The following is a 25033-nucleotide window of genomic DNA, read 5'->3' as shown; positions in this document are numbered from 1 at the left end:
ATAATGAGTGGTTTAATGCGCCTCCAACCAATTCAGTCCAGTATCTACTTCCACATCCAATGGTACATCTAGTGTAAAGGCATTTTCCATTTCGGTTTTAATAAGCTTTGTCATTTCTTCTAGTTCTGGTTTATACACATCAAAAACCAATTCATCATGCACTTGCAGTAGCATTTTGGTTTTGTAGTTACCAGCCTCTAGTTTGTTATAAATATTAATCATGGCAATTTTAATAATATCTGCCGCACTACCTTGTATTGGTGCATTTACTGCATTACGCTCTGCAGCACTACGTACCATGGCGTTTCTAGAGTGAATATCTTTTAGGTAACGTCTTCTATCTAAAACCGTTTTTACATAACCATGATCACGAGCAAAATCTACCTGTGTACTCATGTATTGTTTTAGTTTTGGGTAGGTTTCATAATAGGTGTCTATAAGCTCTTTGGCTTCACCACGTGATAAATCGGTTTGGTTACTTAGTCCGAATGCAGATACACCATAAATAATCCCGAAATTCACTGTTTTGGCATTACTACGTTGCTCTCTTGTGACTTCTTCAATAGGCACACCAAATACTTTAGAAGCTGTAGAAGCATGAATATCTTCGCCGTTTTTAAAAGCTTCAATCATGGTTTCCTCTTTACTTAAAGCAGCAATAATACGAAGTTCTATTTGACTATAATCGGCAGCTAAAAGCGTGTACTCTTCGCTTCTTGGTATAAATGCCTTACGTACTTGTCTACCACGTTCGGTACGAATAGGAATATTCTGTAAATTCGGGTTGTTACTACTCAGTCTTCCTGTAGCAGCAACGGTTTGCATATAATCGGTATGCACACGACCAGTAACGGCATCTACCTGTAATGGTAAAGCATCTACATAAGTGCTTTTTAATTTTGTTAAACCACGATACTCTAAAATATTTCTAATAATCTCGTGTTCTTTGGCCAAAGCAGATAAAATATCTTCTCCAGTTTTATACTGTCCTGTTTTGGTCTTTTTAGGCTTATCTACCAGTTTTAGTTTTTCAAATAGTATAATTCCTAATTGCTTTGGTGAGGCAATATTAAACTCTTCACCAGCAACCTCATATATTTTAGCTTCTAAGCTTTTAATGTCATTATTTAAGTCTTCTGAAAGCGAATTTAAAAAGGCAACATCCAGATTAATACCTTCTAATTCCATAGCAGCCAAAACACGTAATAAAGGCACTTCAATAGCATCAAACAGTTTTTGGGTATTGGCTTCGCCTAGCTCTTTTTCAAAATGTTCTTTTAACTGTAGTGTAATGTCTGCATCTTCAACAGCATATTCCGTTTGTTTTTCTAACGGAACATCACGCAGGGATAATTGATTTTTTCCTTTTTTACCTAGCAATTCGGTAATAGAAATAGGTGTGTAATTCAGGTAGGTTTCTGCCAACACATCCATATTATGTCGCATATCTGGATTAATCAAGTAATGCGCTAACATGGTATCAAACAAAGGTCCTTTTACTTGCACCTTATATTTGGCCAATACTTTAATATCGTATTTTAAATTCTGACCAATTTTCTGAATATTTTCTGCTTCAAAAAAGCATCGTAATTCTTCAATGATGGCTTGTGCTTCCTCTTTTTCTTCAGGAAAAGGTATATAGAATCCTTTGCCTACTTCCCATGAAAATGAAATACCTACTAGCTCTGCTGTTAACGGATTCAAGCCTGTGGTTTCGGTATCAAAACACACGCTGCTTTGATTCATTAAGTTTTTTATAAACAATTTGGTTGCCATTCCTGGCGCTACACTTTGGTAAAAATGCGAAGTGCTTTCGGCAGTTTTACGTACAAAGGCATTGGTTTCTGTGCTCGCTTCCGCGGAATTTGGGTCTCCTCCAAATAAAGAGAATTGCCCAGCTCCAGCATTTTCTGCTTCCTTTGGTGTTGCTTTTGTTTCGGTGGTAACGGAAGCTGTTTTGGTAGGAGTAACCGTTGGTGTTTCGGTAGAAAAAGTTTTTATAAAATTATCTATTAGCCTTCTAAATTCTAATTCTTGAAAAATTTCGGTAACCTTCGGAATATCTGGTTCAGACATTTCAAAATCTTTAGCATCAAACTCTACAGGAACATCTAGCATAATAGTAGCTAGTTGTTTAGAAAGTAAGCCTAATTCTTGGTTAGCTTCTACCTTTTCTTTCATTTTACCCTTTAGTTCATGTGTATTGGCAAAAAGGTTTTCCATGCTTCCGTAAGCAGCTAAAAATTTCTTTGCTGTTTTTTCTCCAACACCAGGAAGACCAGGAATATTATCACTTGCATCTCCCATCATCCCTAAGTAATCAATAACTTGTAAAGGGTCTGTAACTTCAAATTTCTTCTGCACTTCTGGTATTCCCCAAGTTTCATAACCACCACCAAAAACAGGACGATACATAAAAATGTTCTCGCTTACCAATTGCGCAAAATCTTTATCTGGTGTTACCATAAAGGTTTTGTAACCTTCTTTTTCTGCCTTTTTTGCTAAGGTTCCTATTACATCATCGGCTTCATAACCTTCTTTAACCATAATAGGAATATGCATGGCTTTTAAAATTTCATATATATACGGAACAGCTGTTTTTATGCCTTCAGGAGTTTCATCTCTATTGGCTTTGTAAGCTTCAAACATCTCTACGCGATCTGCACTTCCGCCTTTGTCAAAACATACTGCTAAATGGTCTGGTCTTTCTCGTTTTATTACGTCTAATAACGAATTCATAAAACCCATAATAGCAGACGTGTCTTCGCCTTTAGAGTTAATTCGTGGGTTTTTTATAAAGGCATAGTAACCTCTAAAAATTAAAGCGTAAGCATCTACAAGAAATAGGCGTTTTTGTTCTGACATTTTGTTTGTTTTGTAAGGAATTCAAAACTACGAAAAAGTTATTAGACCTATATGTTTTTTGAGAACTACACCTTGATTTTTTTCAAACTTAAAACACCAGATTCTTAAAGCTTTTTTAATATTAGGATGCTGTTTTAGGATTAGTGGTTAAAACCAAAAAGAAACAACAAACTTACTCCATAGATACTTCATGGATACTTCATGGATACTCCATGGATAGTGTATGGATAGTGTATGGATAGTTCATGTGTGTTTTTTAGTAAATATTTCCTGGTGATTAAAAAATACAAGACTTTATTTTAAAATAGTAAAGCGTATCTTTAAAAAACCAATTAGTATATTTTAAATATGCATATAGAATAGCAATATAACTTTGGTAAAAGGTTAGAGGTGGAAGCTAAAATTAGAAACTATATTGTAGCTTTACAAGGCGCATAAAAGAAGGTGTTTTCATTTTTATAGTATTTCAAAAAGATTAAAAAAAGGTTTTAATAATGAATGATTTAAATAATACATACGCAGATTTATTTATTGCTCAAAAAGCAAATAGGTTTGCTATTGGAAATACAACGTATAAAGAAAGAATTGCCAAATTAATTGCTTTAAAAAAAGCAGTAGAATTTACCTATAAAGATAAAATACGTCAGGCCTTATTTGATGATTTTAAAAAGCCTTTTACCGAAACCGACTTAACCGAAATCTATCCTGTTATTGGCGAAATAAAATTTGCAATACGCCATTTAAAATCTTGGATGAAACGCCAAAAAGTGGATACGCCATTGGCTTTAACAGGTTCTTCTTCTTGGTATGTGTATGAACCAAAAGGAGTTTGTTTGCTTATTTCACCTTGGAATTTCCCTGTAAATCTAACCTTCGGACCATTAGTTTCTGCAATAGCAGCAGGAAATACAGTAATTATTAAACCTAGTGAAATGACGCCAAATACTTCTAAGGTAATGGCAGAAATGGTTGCGAATTTGTTTAATGAAAATGAAATTGCTTTGGTAGAAGGAGAGGTAGAAGTATCACAAGAATTATTAAAACTTCCTTTTAATCACATCTTTTTTACAGGATCTCCTCAAGTAGGGAAAATAGTAATGCAAGCAGCTGCTAAGCATTTAACTTCGGTAACCTTAGAACTTGGCGGAAAGTCGCCAACCATAATTGACGAAACAGCAAACCTAAAAGCAGCAGCTAGAAAAATTGCTTGGGGAAAGTTTTTAAATAGCGGACAAACCTGTATTGCGCCAGATTATATATTAATACAAGAGGAAGTAAAAGAGGAGTTTGTTGCAGTGTTAAGAGCGCAATTAAAAGCATTTTTTACAACAGATGCTTCGGCTTCACATTCGCTTTCTCGTGTAGTAAATACAAAACATTTTAAACGATTAGTAGCACATTTAGAAGATGCTATCTCTAAAAATGCAACTGTTGAAATTGGAGGTAAAACGGCTTCTGAAGATAATTTTATAGAGCCAACTGTAATTTCTAATGTTGCAGAAAATGCTTCGCTTTTACAAGATGAAATTTTCGGACCTATTCTTCCTATAAAAACCTATAAAACCATTGTGGAAGCTATTGGTTATATTAATTCTAAGGAAAAACCTTTAGCGTTATATGTATATTCTAAAAGTAAAAAGAATACCAATACCATTATAAAAAATACCAGAGCTGGCAGCACAGCTATTAATAATAACGTATTGCAATATACCAATCATAACCTACCATTTGGAGGAACAAATAATAGTGGAATTGGTAAAGCGCATGGTGTTTTTGGTTTTCAAGAATTTTCAAATATGCGTTCGGTATTAAAACAACACACTAAGGGTTCTATCGAGTTTTTGTTTCCTCCTTATACCCATTTAAAACAGAAATTCGTAGATGCAACCATAAAGTGGTTTTAAATAAAAAAGAGGAATCTTAGTTTTACCTAACTTCCTCTTTTTCGACTAATAGCACCTTTGTTTTTTTTATTGAATGACAATTTTTTTAGTGACTGCTCCTTTTTCTGTGGTGATTTTAATCAGGTAGATGCCTATAGGATACGTACTAATATCTATTGTTTTAGATGTTGTGCTAAGTACGCTTTTTCCTAGAATATTAAATAAGGTAACAGATGTAATGCTATGATTTTCTGTGTTAGTGATTTGTAGCATGGTGTCTGCAGGATTTGGATACACACCAATACTGTTTTCTAAAGAAGTATTGTTACTACTTAATGTTTCTGTACTATGAATGGTAAAACTCTTATATAGTTCGTCATCAGCTAGAGCTAGTGTTCTAAATACACGAAGTTTGTAGGTGGTTCCGTTGGTTAAACCAGCAATAGTACCTTCGTCAGAAAAGCAACCAAGCTCGTTACCATTACATGCATCGTATAGTGCAAAATTATTCCAACTTAGTGTTCCGTCAATAACAATATAGCCATCAATTGGCATGGTAAATGCATACCAAACATCTGCATAATCTTCTACTGAAGTTCCAGAACATCCTATTTCATTATTAATAGTAGCACCTGCTATACCAAAGTTTACTGTTGTTGGTGTATTGGTATCCGTTATGTTTTCTGCAGAAGCGCAATCGTCATTGTTTATAATTTCAAAAGCTTGAATGCTAAAGGATTTATAGTTGCTATTATCTGCTAATTCTACAGTTCTAAAAACGCGAAGCTTGTAGTTGCTTCCTGCTGTTAAATCAGTGAATAGTTCGTTGGTGTTTCCACATTGTATTAGTGTGCCATTACAAGCATCATATAAACCAAAATTATTCCAACTTAAAGTTCCGTTTACATACAGGTTTCCGTTTACAGGCATGGTAAAAGCATACCAAATATCTGCGTAGTCGTCTGTGGTTGCTGTACAACCAGTTTCATTATTAATTGTAGCGCCACCAATTTCAAAATCAATGGTAGATTCTGTTGTGGTAACGTTTATGTTTTCCGCGGAAGCGCAATCATCATTACTAACACTTTCAAAGGCTTGAACAGTAAATGATTTATAGTTGCTTTGGTGCGCAGTAGTTATGGTTCTAAAAACACGAAGTTTGTAGTCGTTTCCTGCTGTTAAATCGGTGAATAGTTCGTTGGTGTTTCCACATTGTATTAGTGTGCCATTACAAGCATCATATAAACCAAAATTATTCCAACTTAATGAGCCGCTTACATAAAGGTTTCCGTTAACAGGCATGGTAAAGTGGTACCAAATATCTAGATAATCTTCTGTGGTTCCTGGGCAACCTTCTTCGTTGGTAATTGTAGCGCCACCAATTTCAAAATTAACGGTAGATTCTGTAGTGGTAACGCTTATATTTTCTGCGGAAGCACAATCATCATTACTAACACTTTCAAAAGCTTGAATAGTAAAACTGGTATATGCATTATCTGCAAGTGCTTCTGTTCTAAACAAACGCAGTTTATAGGTTGTGCCAGCGGTTAGCTCATTAAAATAACTATTTGTGTAGTCGCATTGTATTAGTGTGCCACCACAAGCGTCATATAAACCAAAGTTATTCCAACTTAATGTTCCGTTTACAAAAAGGTTTCCGTTAACAGGCATGGTGAAATCGTACCAAATATCTACGTAATTTGATGCATCTCCAGAACAACCAATTTCGTTGTTTATAGTTGCTCCTCCAATTTCAAAATCTATGGTAGATGCTGAGGTGGAAACCGTAATGTTTTCTGAAGTCGCGCATTCATCATTAGTTGCTGCAGGAAAAGATTGAATGTCAAAACTTTGGTAGTTTGCGTTAGATGCTGTTGCTGATGGTCTGTATACTTGAAGAAAATAGGTGGTTCCGGAGCTAAGGTTTGCAAAAAGGTTACTGCTTTCTCCGCAATCTATTTCTGCTCCACCACAGGTTGTATACAGGGCAAAATTATTCCAAGATAAAAAACCATTTACAAATACGTTACCATCATATGGCATGGTAAATTGAAACCAAACATCCGCAAAATCTTCCGTGCTTGAGCAAATGGTTTCATTATTTAATACCGCTGTATTAATATCAAAAGTGTAATTTGTTGAGGTATTAGATACTGTTATGCTTGTTGCGTTTGTACAATCATCATTTGCTGGTTGTGAAAAAGTAAACGTAGATAATAATAGTGTTAGAATAAAAAAGTAGCGTTTTTTCATGGTTTTTATTTTTAAAGCATTAAATATAAGGTAATTAGCTTTAAAAAATAAACGCTTGCTTTCTTATTGTATAGTTGGTGTTGTTTTATGTATAAATGGTTTGTTTGTATCGATTTTTAAACTTTTATAGTATTAATAGTTTACGCCTTGTTTGTCTAAAACTGTTTTTGTTCTAAAGGCATAAAACAGTAAATACACAAAGCATAATACTGCCATCCAGTACGAAGATTGAATATTAAAAACATCTGCTAATTTACCTTGTAGTGGCGGAATAATAGCGCCACCAAGAATCATCATAATTAAAAAAGCAGAACCTTGAGAGGTGTATTTGCCAAGTCCAGCAATACTTAGTGTAAAAATGCATGGCCACATAATAGAACAAAACAAACCTCCAGATAAGAATGCAAATAATGCAATGTTTCCTGAAGAGAATAAACCTATTAACATGGCAATAATACCAAACAGGCTAAATAATTTAAGGGTTTTTACAGGATTGTCTTTGGCAATAAAGAAACCAATTATTTGTACGGCAATACAGATAGCAAAAAATAAAAACTGATCTAAAGAGTATTTGCCAAAATTTACTAATAGTATAACACCAAAAGCAATATATGGTACGACTACTAATAGTATTTTTTTTAACCCTTTACTTGGGTTAAAAACAGTGATAGCACCTACCCAACGACCTACCATTAATCCTCCCCAATATAGAGAAATGTATGGTGCTAATTGTCCGTCGTTTAATATTTGTAAACCTAATGCATTTAGGTTGGTTCCGTTTACTGCTTTTTTTAGTAATTCGCCTAAATTACTACCAATAGTAACTTCTACACCTACGTAAGTAAAAATAGCAAGCATACCCAAAACAAGTTGTGGGTATTTCATTGCTCCCCAACCATCGGCTTTTTTAGAAGAACGTGTATATGCAAAAATAAGACTTCCAACAACAGCAAATAATGCAATTATTAGTAAGGATAGTCTTTGGTGTTCTAAGGCTTCTGTAGAAGTTTCTCCGCTAGTATAGGTACTAAAAATATATCCAAAACAGGCAATAATAATTACGGTTAAAATAAGAAGCGTGTTTTTTGCTTTGTTGGCAGGTTCAAAAGCGGTTTCCGACTTTAAAGCAGGCAGTTTTTTTGAAAAATGAAATAAAGCAGCAGCAACCAAAAACAACAAACCAACACCAATATATAATGCTTGAATGGTGGTTAGTTTTATTTCATTGTTTTTAATCATAGTAGTTAATTCTTCACCAGATAAGGGCGCAGAACCAAAGATGATAAAAGCAACCACAATTGGGCCAATGGTAGTACCAAAAGAGTTGATTCCTCCAGCCAAATTAAGCCTGTGCGATCCTGTTGCAGGATCACCAAGAGCAATAGTAAAAGGGTTTGCAGCTGTTTGCTGTAGCGAAAAACCTAAACCAACAATAAAAAGAGCAATTAAAACAAAGTAGAATATTTGTGTTTGGCCTTGTTCTGCTCCCATAGTTGCAGGATACATAGCAAATGCACCAATGGCAGAAAGCAGTAAGCCATAAATAATACCGTTTTTGTAACCCCAAGAATTTAAGATGTCCTTTTTTATAGAACTAGACAAAACAAATAAAAATAAAGCCCCTAAATAATAGGCACCATAAAAAGCAAAATCTACCAATTGCGATTGAAATTGGTCTATGTTAAAATACGTTTTACAAAAAGGAATAAAGACACCATTAGAGGCAGCTATAAAACCCCAGAAAAAAAATACCGTAACTAAGGTGGTTAAAGCCGACTTGTTGTTTTGATTGTTCATGTGTTTCATTGGTTAGTTGGCTAAAAGTAATTAAAATATGTTTTACTTTTCAAGTTTTCATTATATCTATATTTTTTGTGTTGTTAAAAAACAACTGTTTGGTGTGTGCCTAAATCCTAAGCATTGTTTTGTTGGTAGTTTATTAACAGGTTATTAAGTAAGTTTCTTTGTTAGATGATTTATCTTTGTACTAATTAAAAATAAAACATGCGATTTATTATTCCTGTCATTCTAGTAATTATACTAGAACTTTATACGTTTTCAGCTTTACGCACCTTAACCAAAAACAAAATTATTCTTGTAGGTTTTTGGGTGTTGTTTGCATTGGTTTGTGTCGTATTTTTTTACCAAATGAGTTTGGTTGGTAAAGGGAGTAGGTTTAGTTTAAACACTGGCTATGCCATTGCTTTGCTTTTAACTGTTGTAGTGCCAAAACTATTTGTGTTTGCTTTTCTTTTTATGGAAGATATTGTGAGGTTTTTTCAAACGTTTATTCATTATTTTCAACAAGACACAAGTTTTAAAGAAGCAATTCCTTCACGTAGAAAATTTATTAGCCAATTAGCCTTGGGTGTTGCAGCAATACCTTTTGCTGGTTTTGTATATGGCGTAATTAAAGGGAAATATAATTTTAAGGTTATTAAACAACAGATTGTTTTTGATGATTTACCAGAAGCTTTTGATGGGTATAAAATTACCCAAATTAGTGATATACATTCTGGTAGTTTTGACAACAAAGAGAAAATAGAATATGCTGTTAATTTAATTAATGAGCAGCAAAGTGATACTATTTTATTTACAGGTGATTTGGTAAATGCTGTAGCAGAAGAAATGCATCCTTGGGTAGATACTTTTAAAAAATTAGAAGCAAAAGATGGTATGTATTCTGTTTTAGGAAACCATGATTATGGGTATTATGCATACAATTCTGAAGAAGAAATTCTAGATAATCACAAAAAACTAGGAAAAATACACGAACAAATTGGCTTTGATTTATTACTGAATGACAGCAGAACCATTGAAAAGAATGGAGAGAAAATTAATATTCTTGGTGTTGAAAATTGGGGAGCTTCTAGACATTTTCCTAAACGCGGAAGCTTAAAAGAGGCAAGTAAAAATGTAGCAGATAATGGATTTAATATCTTACTATCTCATGATCCTTCTCACTTTGATTTTAAAGAAATGGAAGTGAATACAACCGATAGAAATCATTTAGATAAAGTACTTGACGAAACCAATATTGTAGATTTTGAAAAGAAGATACATTTAACCTTAGCAGGACATACGCATGGAATGCAGTTTGGTATAGAGATTCCTTTTTTTAATTTTAAATGGAGTCCTGTAAAATACCGTTATCCAAAATGGGCAGGTTTATATAAAGAGGCAGAGCAGTATTTGTATATTAATAGAGGTTTTGGTTTTTTAGCTTTTCCAGGACGTGTTGGTATATGGCCAGAAATTACAGTTATAGAGCTTAAAAGAGGTACAGCTACTGCATAATTAGCAATTAATGCTATACTTTATAATAAAATCGTTATTTTTACAAGAAGACCTTTTATTAAAAGCTATAGCGTATGTCAAAATTTGGAGAACTTATAGATGTAGAAATTCCTGTGCTCTTAGACTTTTTTACAGTAGATGAGCAGTCGCAAAACATGCATGTAATTCTTAGAGATGTTGCTGCTGCGCTTGGTGATAAAGCTAAAGTGATTAAAATTGATGTAGAAAAAAATAAAGAACTTGCTAAAGCTTTACGAGTAAAACGTTTGCCTACTTTAATTATCTATAAAAACGGAGAAATGAAATGGAGGCAATCAGGATATCAAGATGTAGATACGCTTATTGGCTTAATGCAAGAATATGTATAATGCTTTATGCAGTTAATAGGATCTAGTATAAGCTTTTAAACGTATAGCCTTTTTTACTGTAATATTCTAAAACCTTAGGTAATGCATATTGCATGTTTTTTGAAGCTTTTATGCTATCATGAAACACAATAATACTTCCTGAACCAGCTTTGGTAATAACATTGCTTAAACAAACTTTTCTAGATACAAATTTATCCCAATCTATAGAAAGTACACTCCACATTATAATTTTATAGCCTAACTTTATAAGAGCAGTGCCTTGTTTTGGCATTATTTGTCCGTAAGGAGGACGAAATAGCTTTGTATGTGTTGTAGTATCCTCACTTTTATTATCTGCTGTATTGGGCTTATTTAAGTCTATAATTTGCTGTGCTTTTTCAACATTATCTAAATACTGTGGCACCGAAGTTTTCCAACCTTTTACATGGTTGTGTGTGTGGTTACCTATAGCGTGACCTTCTTGTATAATATTTTGAAAAATTTCAGGATGCTTTTCAATATTGTTTCCAATGCAGAAAAAAGTAGCTTTAGCGTGGTATTGCTTAAGTGTGTTTAAAACCCAATTGGTTATTTCTGGTGTTGGGCCATCATCAAAAGTAAGATATATTTCTTTGGTATTAGATGCTATTTCCCAAGTGTATTTAGGAAATAGTTTTTGTACCACTAAAGGCGCTTTTACAGGAGTTAGATTCATGGTAATTATGCAAACATACAAACAATATGCTAGTCTTGAAGTTATGGTTTATAACAGCAAAATTTACATATTATAATGATAAAGGTATTGAATATTTGGTGGTTTTAACCAAATAACTCAATACCTTTTTACTTTCTATTTAGGTTTACTTCTATTCAGGAGCAATAACCGTGTCTTTTTGTAACAAATCTAAATCTTGTTCTTGTGGTCTAGTGGTTTCATCAGGAATGCTAGCATTAAAATGATCAAACAATTGTAAGAAATTAGTAAATGTTTTAGCTTCGGTTTTTGCTAGTTCATCATCATAATTTAAAACAACATCTACAAGTGCTTTGTAGCGCTCAATATCTGTAATAATAAGTTCACCAAGCTCACGTTGTTTTCTTTGGTCTAATGTGCTGTAGTAAGTTAAATTTTCTTGGTATTTAACACTTACATCTTTAAAAAGTTTACGTGCTTTTTCTGTGGCACCAACTTCATAATAGGCGCTTATATAAGGCTCAAGTAAGGTGTAATAACCATAGTAATCTACAGGCATTTTCTCCATTGCTAAATCTGCAATTTCTTCTGCTTTTTCTGGTTGGTCTTCGTTTATAAATTGTTCTATTAAACGCGCTAGGTTTCCTCGGTAAGTAATAGAGTTTGTTCTAGTTTCAATATCGTGGTAAATATCTGGACTATCGCTATTTCCCCAATCCCATTTTTTAACAATATTGTACATTTTTTCACTATCTACTCTTCCCATATCAAATGGATTTGCTCTATCTACAGGAGTTTTAATAGGTGTTAGTTTGTAGCACATACCATCTAGTTGTAGGTAGTCTTTCATCCAGATGTAGTCTTCTTCACTAAAGGCACCACCAGTAAAATAAATAGGTCTTTTCCAATCGTTATTAGCAACAACATCTAGCATAAGAAGACGGTTTTTATACAAGGCACTTTCCGTGATTTTAATTTGTATATAGTCTTCCATTTTGTCTGCATCTTTTTCGTCTACAATTCCGTATTTTAAAGCGTTTTCTTTGTTTACAGGAATTACAACATCTTCAACAGGAAAATAATTAGAGTTTATTAATTGACTAGGATAGTCATTAGGATTGTCTCCTTGTTGTTGAATAATATATTTAAATTTTGTTTTAGGATTATCACTTCCTACAAAATCTAAGAAATCTTTAATTAACATGGTGTCTTTAGAGATTTGTCTTTTCATGATATAATCTCTAGTACCATGTTTGTATTGGTCATGCGTAAATTGAGAAGGTATTGGGTCGCTCTCATACGCTTTACGTTTCATTTGGTCTATATACCAATCTGTTTGAAAAAGACTGGTGTTAACCACACGAACATCTGTTCTGTAGCCTTCAATTTCTTGGGCATACCAAAGGGCAAAAGTATCATTGTCACCAATAGTAAATAAAATGGCGTTTTCATCACAAGAGTCTAAATACATTTTAGCCATTGCTTCTGCAGTGTATTTTCCAGATCTATCATGATCATCCCAATTGTTTGCTGCTAAAATACCAGGAACTAAAATTAAGCAAACTACTGTAATTGCTGGTGCTAGCATTTTTGAGGATGCATGTTTTTTAAGTGTATCATAAATGGCGTAAACACCAAAGCCAATCCATAGTGCAAATACATAAAACGAACCAACTACAGAGTAGTCACGCTCACGAGGCTCAAAAGGTCTTACGTTGGTGTATACTTGAATTGCTAATCCTGTAAATAGGAAAAATACAAGCATGGTCCAGAATACTTTTTTGTCTTTGTTGAATAAAAAGAACAAGCCAATAAGACCAAGAATTAATGGTAAAAAGTAATAGGTGTTTCTGGCTTTGTTGTTTTTAACGTCTCCTGGTAGGTTTTCTTGTGATTGTCCTAAGTGCCAAGAATCAATAAAATTAATTCCGCTAATCCAGTTACCATGATTATCATATTTACCTTGAATATCGTCTTGTTTTCCGGTAAAATTCCACATAAAATAACGCCAATACATGTAGCCTAACTGGTATTCAAATAGGTATACAATATTGCTAATTAAAGAAGGTTTTTCAATATCAAGATATTGGCCAAACTGCTTTAAAAAGCTGTTATAGTCTTCATAATCTATTAGTCCTTGGTTTACATCAGATTTAAAATCAGAAATAGCTCTACGTAATTCGTTTTCTAATTGGTATTCTGGTTTTAGTTTAAAATCTAAAATGCCAGTAAACATTAAATAGTTTTCCGCATTTTCTGCACTCCACATTCTTGGTAAAATAGAAGCGTGCTCATGGTTGTAGTTTTGTTTCGCCTTCTTATAGTCGTTAACAATAACATATTCCCCTTTTTCTAAATCTTTTTCGTATTTCGGTTTATCATCTACATAAGGTTCAATTTCATCTAAGCCAGAATATTGATCGGTGAATTGTGGTCCGTAAAACAGGTGTGTTTCAGGATATTGCTCTAAGTTATAATAGGCTAATAATTCTCTAGCACTAGAAGGGTTGTTTTCGTTAATTACCACATTTGCATTGGCACGAATAGGTAGCATGGTCCATGTAGAAAAACCTATAATAATAAAGGTTAAACAAAGAATACCTGTATTTAAATGTACGTAGTTTTTCTTTCTTGTGTATTGTAAACTATAATAAACAAAAGCAATTAAAAGTATGGCAGCTATAATGGTTCCTGAATTAAAAGGAAGGCCAATAGAGTTAACAAAGAAAATTTCTAGAACACTAAAAAATCTTAAAATATTAGGAGCAAGAAGTTTAAATATAAAAAGAAGGATAGCAACAGTAATTGCATTTGCTATAATAAAACTTTTAAGCGTAATGTCTTTGTAGTTTTTAAAATAGTAAATGAGTCCAATTGCAGGAATAGTAAGTAATCCCATAAAGTGTACACCAAACGAAAGCCCAATAACAAAGGCTATTAAAATAAGCCAACGGTTTCCTCTAGGCTTATCCATATCTTGTTCCCAACGTAAACCTAGCCAAAACAGAATAGACATGATTAAAGTAGCCATGGCGTATACTTCAGTTTCTACAGCATTAAACCAAAAAGAATCTGTATAAGTAAATGCTAAACTACCTACTAAAGCAGAACCTAAAATAGCAATAGATTGATTTTCATTTAAAACTCCATCATGTGCAACTAATTTTTTTAACAAAAGACTTATCGTCCAGAACATAAATAAAATGGTGAAAGCACTTGCAAAGGCACTCATCATGTTCATTAAAAGTCCTACTTGCGAAGCTTCAAGAGCAAACATAGAAAAGAAAGCACCAAGCATTTGAAATAAAGGTGCTCCAGGAGGATGACCAACTTGTAATTTTGAAGCGGTTAGAATATATTCACCAGCATCCCAAAAACTTACTGTAGGTTCTACTGTTAAGCTGTATGTGATTAAAGCGATTAAAAAAGAAAACCAGCCTAGAATGGTGTTCCATTTTTTAAAATTGAATTGTGTCATGAATTTGTCTGAATTAGCATGGCGAATTTAATAATAAATATGAAAGTAACATAGATTTTAAGTTTTTCATAACTAAATTGATAAAGAGTATTTGTACCTTATACAAAATGCCACTTATAAAGCTGTGAAATTGTGCTGTTTTGAAAAAAAAACGAAATTTTTTTTTATTTTTTTTCAAAAAAGTTTGCGCAAACAAAAGTTTGTGTTAAATTTGCACTCTCAATTTGAGTATTGGCCCATGGTGTAACTGGCAACACGTCTGTTTTTGGTGCAGAAGAGTCTAGGTTCGAGCCCTAGTGGGCCAACAAGAATTCAATTAATCCTTACTTTTTATAAGTAGGGATTTTTTTGTTTTAAGAGATAGTTGGGCGAGAAGTTTATGCTGAGCGCAGCTAAAGTGAGCTTTATTCAATAAAAAAAAGTCTTCCTTTTTAGGGAGACTTTATTGTTTGGATACTTTTTAAAATACGTGTAGTATTAAATTCTAAAAGTAATAACAGGTCTTTTTGCATGATTTACCAAGTCTTCACTAATGCTTCCGTTAAAAAAATGAGCAATACCTTGTCTGCCATGCGTGCTAATACCTATTAAATCTGCGCCAATATTATGCGAAAAATTTAAGATTCCTTTTTCTACAGATTCGTCATTGTAAATAGTGATATCGTAGTTGTTGAAGCTGGTTTCTTTAATAAAATCTGCAATTCTACTTTTGGCAGTTTCTGTAGTTGTAAATCTGCTAGGTGTGTTTACAAATAGTAAATGTATTTTTGAATTTAAAAGTTTTGCTAACTCAGTAGCTTGTTTGTAGGTTTCTTTGTTGTCGTTTTTAAAGTCTGAAGCAAAAACAAAATCCTTAATAATAAAATCTTCGTGTTTGTTTTTAATAACTAAAACAGGAACATCAGATACGCGTACCACTTTTTCAGTATTAGAGCCTATAAACATTTCTTTTAAGCCACTTGCTCCATGTGATCCCATGGTAATCATGTCTATATTATGTTCTTTACAGGTATTTTTTATGTCTTCAAATGTTTGATAAAAATTAACGGTTTCATGAACGTTTATTCCTTGTAAAAAGTCTTCATTTAAAATTTCTTTAAAACGTTTGTGTGCTAATTGTATAAAAAACATGGCTTCAGGAATGGTGTCTGCAGTGCTTCCTCCAAGTTCAGGTATTTGGCTTAGGGGAATGTCTATCATATGTAGAAGATAAATTTCGCTATTATTTTTTTTTGCTAGCATTGCTGCAACCTCAAGAGCATAATTAGCCTGTTCTGAAAAGTCTGTTGGTACGAGTATTTTTTTCATATTGTTTAAGAGTTTAGTTAAAAAGAATAGCTTCTTAAATTTAAGAAATAAAAATGACAATTTTTTGCATTGTGTGATTTTTCGTATATTTATATATAAATAGATTGTATTTTATGAAAAAAATCACCTTGTTTTTTTTCTTTTTTGTTCTCATCGTTAGTGCTCAAGAGAATCTTCAGGAATTAGCAACAGGCTATATAGATAGTCAAGAAAATTTTAGCACCGAAATTTCTCAAGAGAAGTTTTTTATGCATACCAATAAATCCTTGTATTTTTCAGGAGAAAAAATATGGTATAAGGTATATGCGGTTTCCGATATAGACAATACGCCTAATTACCAAACTACCAATTTACATGTCAACATTTACAATTCTAAAAAAGAATTAGTAGAAAGTAGCTTGGTGTTTGTAGAAAACGGAAAAGTAAATGGGTTTATTGATTTAGATCGTTCTTATGAAACCGGAACGTATTATATTGCTTTAAGTACTGTGTATAGTTCTAATTTTAATTCAAAATATGTAAAGCAGCTGGAGGTGGTGAACCTGAAAGAGAGTCAGCCCGATTTTAGAGAAGCTAATCTAGTTACAGAAAAAATAATTCAAGAAGATGCGGCTGCTAACTTAGAGGTAACGTTTTTTCCAGAAAGTAACGTGTTTCTTAATAGGGCATATAATACCATGTATTTTAAGGCTACTTTTAACGGTAATCCTATACAAATAGAAGGGAGTATTATTAATGTGAATTTTAATTCTGAAGTAAAAAAAGTTAGCACAAATAAAGAAGGACTTGGCGCTGTTACATTTCCATATTATCCAGATAAAAAATATGCTTTAAAAACCATAATCAACGGAAAATTATACTTAAAACCATTACCGATAGCTGTTGATAAAGGTTTTGTAATTCATTATGACGATAAAAATACCTCGAGTAAAGAAGTGGCGTTTACTGTTTCGACTAACAATGAAACCAATAAAGATTATGAGGATGGTGAAATTATATATGCTGTTATTAATAGAAAAGGGGCTTTAAAATCTGTTACTCCAATAATTTTAGAATCTAAATTTAATTCATATGCTTTAAAGATTGAAAAAGAAGGACTGTTTGATGGTGTAAATATGCTAACAATCTTCAATTATAAGAATGAGCAGATAGCAAATAGAAATTTCTTTTTTAATAAGAATAAAGAAGTTTTGCTTAGTGTAGAGAAAGGAAAAGAAACAAAAGATTCTATTCAGTTAAAGATAAAAACATTAAATAAATATGTAAAAACAAGTTCCAGTATTTCTGTTCTAACGGAAGAGACAAAAATGTATAATAATTATAGTAATGCTCGTACGGATTTTTTATTAAGTCCTTATGTAGAATTGCATACTATTGACCCAAATTGGATTTTAAATACATCCAGTTCTCTTCAAGAAAAGGATATGGTACTTCAGATAAATGCAAAATTTAAAAAAGAATCTCCTTTAATAAAAAGCCAGAAATTAGTGGTTAAGGCAGAAAACGGACTGTCTATAAAAGGTGTGGTGAATACTAAATTTAAGAATTTAAATGGGTTTAGGGTTTTACTAACATCGAAAGAGAATAATATTGTTTTATTTGAAAAACTAGAAGGAAAAAAAACATTTGCTTTTAATAATTTATTGCTGCTGTATCCTAGTGCGTATAAATTAGCACTATTAAATCCCTCAGGTGTAATACAAGATGCTACATTTAATATAAGCCCAATAACAACAAGTTTTAAAACAGAGGATGTTTTAAAATATGAAGCCAAAAAAACAGAGAGTGTGTACTATAAAGTGAAAAACACATATGATAGTGCTATTTTTCTAGATAATGGGGTAGAGCAATTAGGAGAAGTGTCTATTATTGGTAAGAAAAGAAAAAAAAGGAAAATAACAAGTTTGGATTCTATAGGTTATGTTAACGCGCCAAAAGAGTTAGGTAATGGTTTTTCCGAAACTTTAAAGAGAGATCCTTTTCTGTGTAAGGGTTGCACTATTTTTGAATATCTAGATCAAATTCCAAATATAAGAACTAGTCTTGCTTTTGATGACTTAGGTTTGCTTGTGTATGATGTTGTTTTTACAAGTAGAGGACGAAATACTTTTTTTGGGTCAAATCAAGCGCTCGTTATTTTAGATGGTTTTCCTTTAGCTAATGATTTGAGTACTCTTAATGATCTTAGAGTAGATGATGTGGAGTTTATTAAAATTAATAGGTCTGGAGCAGGTTACGGTATTAGAGGAGCGTCTGGAGTGATAGATATTAAATTAAAGAAAATAGGAGATCGTTCTAGTGGTGTTACTAATGTGTTAACCACTACAAGTGAAACAAATTTTGGTTTTAAAAGGAATACAGCTTCTTTTCAGTATATGCCACTTCAATTTAGTAGCTCTCGTGTTAAGATGTATTATGACACAGTAGATTGGATTCCGGAGTTTACAATTATGCCAAACAAAGATAATTTTATCATGGTAGCTAAAGAAGGTAATGATAGTTTAAAAATTATAATTAACGGATTAAATGAAGAAGGTGATTTGCTGTATAAAGAGGTTAATGTGAATTCAAGAACTATAAATTAAGTGCATTCTAACTATTGTGTTTCAACAACTTTTGTAAATCAAGATAAAAATTGTATATTTGCAGCGTTGAAACGAAAAAGAAAAGGATGAGGGGACGAAAAGTCCCCTCTTTTTATACCAAAAAATGTTTAAGAATACAGTAAAAGACTTATTAGACGCAAGCTTAAAAGAAAAGCCAGATTTATTTCTTATAGACTTATCTATAGCAACAGATAACGCGATAAAAATAATTTTAGATGGTGATAATGGTGTAACTGTAGAGGATTGCATATATATTAGTAGAGCAATTGAAAATAGCTTAGATCGAGAAGAACAAGATTTTTCTTTAGAAGTTATGTCTGCAGGAGCAACAAATCCAATGACTCATAAACGTCAGTATGTAAAAAACATTGGTAGACTTTTAGAAGTGAAAACAAAAACTGAAAACTTTGAAGGTAAGCTAGTAGATGCTACTGAAGAAGAAATTACTTTGCAATGGAAAAGCAGAGAGCCTAAACCAGTAGGTAAAGGTAAAGTTACCGTCCAAAAACAGGCAAATATTGCCTATGAAAATATTGTAGAAGCAAAAGTTATGATAAAATTTTAATTTAAAGAGTTATGGAAAATCTTGCGTTAATTGATTCTTTTTCAGAATTTAAAGACGATAAATTAATAGATCGTGTAACCTTAATGGCAATTTTAGAAGATGTTTTTAGAAATGCATTAAAAAAGAAATTTGGAGATGATGATAATTTTGATATTATTATAAACCCAGATAAGGGAGATTTAGAAATTTGGAGAAATAGAATAGTAGTAGCAGATGGTGAAGTAGAAGAACCAAATCAAGAAATATCTTTAACAGAAGCGAGAAAGATTGAGCCAGATTTTGAAGTTGGTGAAGATGTTTCTGAAGAAGTAAAATTAATTGACCTTGGTCGTCGTTCTATATTAGCGTTAAGACAAAACTTAATATCTAAAATACATGAACACGATAACACCAATATCTACAAACAATTTCAAGAGCTAATTGGTGAAATATATACAGCAGAAGTGCACCACATTCGTCACAGAGCTGTTATACTTTTAGATGATGAAGGAAACGAAATCATCTTACCAAAAGACAAACAAATTCCTTCCGATTTTTTCCGTAAAGGAGATAACGTAAAAGGAATTATTGAAAATGTAGAGTTAAAAGGAAACAAGCCTGCAATAATCATGTCTAGAACTGCACCAGCATTTTTAGAGAAATTATTCGAGCAAGAAATTCCTGAAGTTTTTGATGGTTTAATTACTATTAAAAACGTAGTACGTATTCCAGGTGAAAAAGCAAAAGTAGCTGTAGATTCGTATGATGACAGAATAGATCCTGTAGGTGCATGTGTAGGTATGAAAGGATCAAGAATTCATGGTATTGTTCGTGAATTAGGAAACGAAAATATCGATGTAATTAATTACACAAACAATTTACAATTGTATATTACAAGAGCATTAAGTCCTGCTCGTGTAACTTCAATTAAAATTGACGAAGAAAATAAAAGAGCAGAAGCAATTTTAAAACCAGAAGAAGTAAGTAAAGCTATAGGTCGTGGAGGTCACAACATACGTTTAGCAGGAAAACTAACAGGTTATGAAATTGATGTATTTAGAGAAGGAGCGGAAGAAGATGTAGAATTACGCGAATTTTCTGATGAAATTGACGGATGGATTATTGATGAATTCAGCAAAGCTGGACTAGATACCGCTAAAAGCGTACTAGAACAAGAAGTTGATGATTTGGTAAAACGTACCGATTTAGAAGAAGAAACAATAAACGAAGTTATTAGAATTCTGAAGGCAGAATTTGAAGACTAACACATTTTAGGTTATATTACAAGCAATTTATGGCTGGAACAGTAAGATTAAATAAAGTATTACGCGAGCTTAACATCTCTATCGATCGTGCAGTAGATTTTTTAGAATCTAAAGGCATCGAAATAGAGAAGCGTCCTACTACAAAAATTTCAGAAGAAGTTTACCAAATTCTTTCAAACGAATTTCAAACAGATGCTAGCAAAAGAATGGCATCTCAAGAAGTTAGTGAAGCTAAACTCAAAGAGAAAGAAGCTTTACGATTACAACGTGAAAAAGAGCTAGAAGAAAAGCAAAAAGCAGAAGCAAAAAAAGAAGCAGCTAAACAACAGCAGCAACAAGAAATTGTTAAAGCTAAGTCTAATCTGTCTGGTCCAAAACAAGTTGGTAAAATAGATTTAGATGCTAAATCTAAAAAAGTAGAAGAGAAGCCAAAACCTCAAGCCGAAAAAGTTAAGCAAGAAACGGTTAAAGAAGAAGTAACTCCTACTACACCTAAAGAAGTTCAAAAGCCTAAAGAAGTACAAAAGCCTCAAGAAATTAAAAAACCTGAGGTAGTACAACCAACTAAAACCGAAAAACCTAAAACACCAGTTAAGGTAGAAAAGGTTGAAAAGGTGGAGAAAATTAAAAAGGTTGAAAAAGTAGAAAAGGTAGAAAAACCTGCAGCTGCTAAAAAAGAAAAAACTGCTAAAGCAGAAGAGCAACCTTTTAAAGAAGAAAGAGTAGAAACCAAATATCAAAAACTTTCAGGTCCTAAAATTGCAGGTACTAAAATTGACTTAAGTCAGTTTAATAAACCTAAAAAGAAAAAGGAAGACGCTAAGAAAGACGATAAATCATCAGATAATAAACGTAAAAGACGTAGAATTTCTAAACCAGGAGATAATAGATCTGGAGGAAATAATTCTGGTGGTAACAACAGATATAAAGGTAACAAATCTGGACCAGGCAAAGGAAGAAGAAATATTGTAAAAGAAGAGCCTAGCGAAGAAGATGTTAAAAAACAAGTACGTGAAACCTTAGAGAAACTGCAAGGTAAATCTAATAAAGGTAAAGGTGCTAAGTACAGAAGAGATAAAAGAGATCAACACAGAGAACAAACTGAAATTGATCAACAAATTGAAGCTGCAGAAAATAAAATTCTTAAAGTAACAGAGTTTGTAACAGCAAATGAAGTTGCTACTATGATGAATGTTCAAGTAACCCAAATTATATCTGCGTGTATGTCACTAGGTATGATGGTTACAATGAACCAACGTCTAGATGCAGAAACTCTTTCTATCGTTGCTGAAGAATTTGGTTATCAAGTAGAATTTATCACAGCAGATATTGAAGAAGCTATTGAAGAAGTTGAAGATAAACCAGAAGATTTAAAACCTCGTGCTCCTATTGTAACAGTAATGGGTCACGTTGATCATGGTAAAACATCACTTCTAGATTACATACGTAAAGAAAATGTAATTGCTGGAGAGTCAGGAGGTATTACACAACACATTGGTGCTTATGGAGTAACTTTAGACAACGGACAAAAAATTGCATTCTTAGATACTCCAGGTCACGAAGCCTTTACAGCAATGCGTGCTCGTGGAGCTCAAGTAACAGATATCGCTATTATTGTTGCAGCAGCAGATGATGATATCATGCCGCAAACTAAAGAAGCAATCTCTCACGCACAAGCAGCAGGAGTACCTATAGTATTTGCTATTAATAAAATTGATAAACCAGACGCAAAACCAGAAAATATTAAAAGTGGTTTAGCACAAATGAACCTTTTAGTAGAAGATTGGGGAGGAAAAATCCAATCGCAAGATATCTCTGCTAAAATGGGAACAGGTGTTAAAGAACTTTTAGAAAAAGTATTACTGGAAGCAGAATTATTAGAGTTAAAAGCAAATCCTGACAAATTAGCACAAGGAACAGTTGTAGAAGCATTCTTAGACAAAGGTCGTGGATATGTATCTACCATATTAGTACAAGCAGGTACATTACGTATTGGTGATTATGTTTTAGCTGGTAAAAACAGCGGAAAGATTAAAGCAATGCAAGATGAACGTGGAAATGATATTAAAGAAGCAGGTCCATCAACTCCAGTTTCTATTCTAGGTTTAGATGGTGCGCCACAAGCAGGTGATAAGTTTAATGTATTTGAAGACGAGCGTGAAGCAAAACAAATTGCTACCAAACGTACACAATTACAACGTGAGCAATCAGTACGTACACAACGTCATATTACACTAGACGAAATTGGTCGTCGTATTGCACTTGGTGATTTCCAAGAGTTAAACATTATCCTAAAAGGAGATGTAGATGGTTCTGTAGAAGCTTTAACAGATTCTTTCCAGAAATTATCTACCGAAGAAATTCAAATCAATATTATTCATAAAGGTGTTGGACCAATTACAGAGAGTGATGTATTATTAGCAACTGCTTCAGATGCTATTATTATAGGATTTAATGTACGTCCAATGGGTAATGCTCGTCAAATAGCAGATAACGAAGAAATCGATATCAGAATGTACTCGATTATTTATGATGCTATAAACGATCTTAAAGACGCAATGGAAGGTATGTTATCTCCAGAGCTTAAAGAAGAAATTACAGGTACTGCAGAAATTAGAGAAATCTTTAAAGTTTCTAAAATTGGAAGCATTGCAGGTTGTATGGCATTAACCGGAAAAATAATGAGAAACTCTGGTATACGTTTAATACGTGATGGCGTAGTAGTGTATACAGGTGAATTAGCATCCTTAAAACGTTTTAAAGATGATGTGAAAGAAGTTTCTAAAGGATATGATTTTGGTACGCAAATTAAGAACTACAATGATATTAAAGAAGGTGATGTAATTGAAGCCTTCCATGAAGTAGAAGTAAAGAAAAAATTGAAATAATTTTTTAACACATATTAAAAAAAAGCGACCTTATGGTCGCTTTTTTTGTTTTATACCAAATGTTTAAAACAGGAAGTAAATGTTTTCATAAAATATACTAAATTTAAAGTCTATTAATCTTTATAAATTTATCTTATGAAAAAAACAATTACATCTTTAACAGTATTCCTATGTTTCTTTTTGGTGAATACTGTAAATGCACAAGAAGCATACCTAGGCGATATTAAATTAACTGCAGTACATTTTGTACAAAGTGGTTGGATGGAATGTGATGGTAGTTTATTACCAATTTCACAAAATGCAGCTTTGTTTAGCCTTTTAGGAACACAATATGGAGGTGATGGTGTAACTACTTTTGCTTTACCAGATTTAAGAGGTCGTGTACCTATAGGGCAAGGTACTGGTCCTGGACTTCCTAATTACGCACAAGGTAGTCAAGGTGGTTTATATACAACCACTCTAGTAGAGGCAAATTTACCAGCACATAACCACTCTGTTCATGCAGTTGTAGAAGATGGAGATAGTGCTTCTCCTACAGATAACTTTCCTGCAGGTACAAAGTTGCTAGATAAGGAATATTCAACAGGTACAAGTACCACATCTACTGTTATGAATGCTAACATGATTGGTGACACAGGTAGTGGTACAGCAGTTAATAATATGCAACCATATACCACACTTCGTTATGTTATTTGTGTTCAAGGTATTTTTCCAACACAAAATTAGCATGTATTATGAAACAAAATATTATACTTTTATTGTTCGTTATGCTAGGTGCAAATGCCGTTGCACAAACCATAACGTTAAATGCATGCCATTATTTATTAGAAACAGCTGATTATACTTTTAATCAAAAAACCTTAGATGTAACAGGTAGAAATGTTTTTGAAACAAGTCCAGTAGACGAAAATGCACCATGTGGAGGTTTTGGTAACTGCGAATTACAAATGGCATGGAATGAAATTGTTTCTCGTTGGGAAATCTATGCAGATGATGGTAACGGAACATTTGAAAACACGTATGTATTGTATTATAATACGGAAGCTTCATTACCTAATCCGCCAAGTTTAAATTTAGGGAACTGGGTAGAAGAAACTAGTGTAACAGAATCTTTATGTGGTGCTATTATTTCATTAACAGGTGATGTGCAAGACACTACTTTGTCTATTGAAAATTTAGGGTTAACTAGTGAAATAACCATACATCCAAATCCAGTAAAAAACACTTTGTTTGTTGATTTTTATAATAAGGAAGTCGATAATATTTCGCTTTATAATATCTTAGGAAAACATATTTATAGTGTTAATAATGCTAAAACTATAGATGTTTCTAAATATGCACCAGGTCTTTATTTTGTGAAAATAAGCGTTGAAAAAAAGGAAACGGTTAGAAAAATTATCATTGAATAACAAACCTCTTTTTTAAAAATTAAAACACCTTCTACTTTTCATAAGCAGAAGGTGTTTTTTTAATATATAATCCTAAAATGTATTAGAGGTAGCGTAAAATGTATTGATTTTATTTTTGTGTTTTGGTATAGTTTTAAGCCTTAATTTAAACTGTTACTAGCGTTAAAGAAACTAAAGAAAAGTGTTTTTTAAATGT

At 32.8% G+C, this 25033-nt stretch carries 15 protein-coding genes and 1 tRNA gene; 10 read left to right on the top strand and 6 right to left on the bottom strand.

Features of this window, described 5'->3' with window-relative positions; translation table 11 throughout:
- Positions 1-12 precede the first annotated feature (12 nt).
- Complete coding sequence (gene polA, locus ACFSSB_RS09580) at positions 13-2865, bottom strand: DNA polymerase I (protein WP_379903578.1); 2853 nt, start codon at positions 2863-2865, stop codon at positions 13-15.
- A 494-nt stretch (positions 2866-3359) separates the two neighbouring features.
- On the opposite strand from polA, the gene ACFSSB_RS09575 reads away from it, so the two are divergent.
- Positions 3360-4769: an aldehyde dehydrogenase family protein gene (locus tag ACFSSB_RS09575; RefSeq protein ID WP_379903576.1), complete on the top strand. Its 1410-nt coding sequence runs from the start codon at positions 3360-3362 to the stop codon at positions 4767-4769.
- A 66-nt stretch (positions 4770-4835) separates the two neighbouring features.
- Here ACFSSB_RS09575 and ACFSSB_RS09570 read toward each other — a convergent pair whose 3' ends face one another.
- Positions 4836-7001, bottom strand: a complete 2166-nt coding sequence (locus ACFSSB_RS09570) for a T9SS type A sorting domain-containing protein (protein ID WP_379903574.1) — start codon at positions 6999-7001, stop codon at positions 4836-4838.
- A gap of 132 nt (positions 7002-7133) precedes the next feature.
- Positions 7134-8798, bottom strand: a complete 1665-nt coding sequence (locus tag ACFSSB_RS09565; protein WP_379905675.1) for an MFS transporter — start codon at positions 8796-8798, stop codon at positions 7134-7136.
- 207 nt (positions 8799-9005) lie between these two features.
- Between ACFSSB_RS09565 and ACFSSB_RS09560 the strand changes: the two genes are divergently transcribed.
- A complete protein-coding gene (locus ACFSSB_RS09560; protein ID WP_379903572.1) occupies positions 9006-10298 on the top strand; it encodes a metallophosphoesterase in 1293 nt (430 codons plus the stop codon).
- Between the two features lie 74 nt (positions 10299-10372).
- Positions 10373-10666: a thioredoxin family protein gene (locus ACFSSB_RS09555; RefSeq protein ID WP_379903570.1), complete on the top strand. Its 294-nt coding sequence runs from the start codon at positions 10373-10375 to the stop codon at positions 10664-10666.
- Between the two features lie 22 nt (positions 10667-10688).
- Here the strand turns inward: ACFSSB_RS09555 and ACFSSB_RS09550 are convergent, their stop codons facing one another.
- Together ACFSSB_RS09550 and ACFSSB_RS09545 are read right to left on the bottom strand one after the other, a co-directional pair.
- Positions 10689-11360, bottom strand: a complete 672-nt coding sequence (locus ACFSSB_RS09550; RefSeq protein WP_379903568.1) for a polysaccharide deacetylase family protein — start codon at positions 11358-11360, stop codon at positions 10689-10691.
- Between the two features lie 151 nt (positions 11361-11511).
- Positions 11512-14817, bottom strand: coding sequence for a glycosyltransferase family 117 protein (locus ACFSSB_RS09545; RefSeq protein ID WP_379903566.1), 3306 nt, complete (start codon positions 14815-14817; stop codon positions 11512-11514).
- Positions 14818-15049: 232 nt separating this feature from the next.
- On the opposite strand from ACFSSB_RS09545, the gene ACFSSB_RS09540 reads away from it, so the two are divergent.
- A tRNA-Gln gene (locus tag ACFSSB_RS09540) sits at positions 15050-15122 on the top strand.
- A 172-nt stretch (positions 15123-15294) separates the two neighbouring features.
- Here ACFSSB_RS09540 and ACFSSB_RS09535 read toward each other — a convergent pair.
- Positions 15295-16125, bottom strand: coding sequence for a universal stress protein (locus tag ACFSSB_RS09535; protein ID WP_379903564.1), 831 nt, complete (start codon positions 16123-16125; stop codon positions 15295-15297).
- Positions 16126-16238: 113 nt separating this feature from the next.
- On the opposite strand from ACFSSB_RS09535, the gene ACFSSB_RS09530 reads away from it, so the two are divergent.
- The 6 genes from ACFSSB_RS09530 to ACFSSB_RS09505 all read left to right on the top strand — a co-directional run bounded on the left by ACFSSB_RS09530 (position 16239) and on the right by ACFSSB_RS09505 (position 24837).
- Complete coding sequence (locus ACFSSB_RS09530; RefSeq protein ID WP_379903561.1) at positions 16239-18710, top strand: TonB-dependent receptor; 2472 nt, start codon at positions 16239-16241, stop codon at positions 18708-18710.
- Between the two features lie 124 nt (positions 18711-18834).
- The gene (gene rimP / locus ACFSSB_RS09525) at positions 18835-19296 is read left to right on the top strand and encodes a ribosome assembly cofactor RimP (RefSeq protein ID WP_379903559.1); all 462 of its coding nucleotides are present in this window, start codon (positions 18835-18837) and stop codon (positions 19294-19296) included.
- 11 nt (positions 19297-19307) lie between these two features.
- Entirely contained in the window at positions 19308-20540 is a 1233-nt protein-coding gene (gene nusA, locus ACFSSB_RS09520; protein WP_379903557.1) for a transcription termination factor NusA, read from the top strand.
- Positions 20541-20569: 29 nt separating this feature from the next.
- Complete coding sequence (gene infB / locus ACFSSB_RS09515) at positions 20570-23428, top strand: translation initiation factor IF-2 (protein ID WP_379903555.1); 2859 nt, start codon at positions 20570-20572, stop codon at positions 23426-23428.
- Positions 23429-23563: 135 nt separating this feature from the next.
- Complete coding sequence (locus tag ACFSSB_RS09510) at positions 23564-24154, top strand: phage tail protein (protein WP_379903553.1); 591 nt, start codon at positions 23564-23566, stop codon at positions 24152-24154.
- 8 nt (positions 24155-24162) lie between these two features.
- A complete protein-coding gene (locus ACFSSB_RS09505) occupies positions 24163-24837 on the top strand; it encodes a T9SS type A sorting domain-containing protein (protein WP_379903551.1) in 675 nt (224 codons plus the stop codon).
- The last annotated feature ends 196 nt before the right edge of the window (positions 24838-25033 follow it).

The organism is Lacinutrix gracilariae, from assembly GCF_042684485.1.
Classification (GTDB): domain Bacteria; phylum Bacteroidota; class Bacteroidia; order Flavobacteriales; family Flavobacteriaceae; genus Oceanihabitans; species Oceanihabitans gracilariae.
This window is presented reverse-complemented; position numbering and strand designations above follow the sequence as displayed.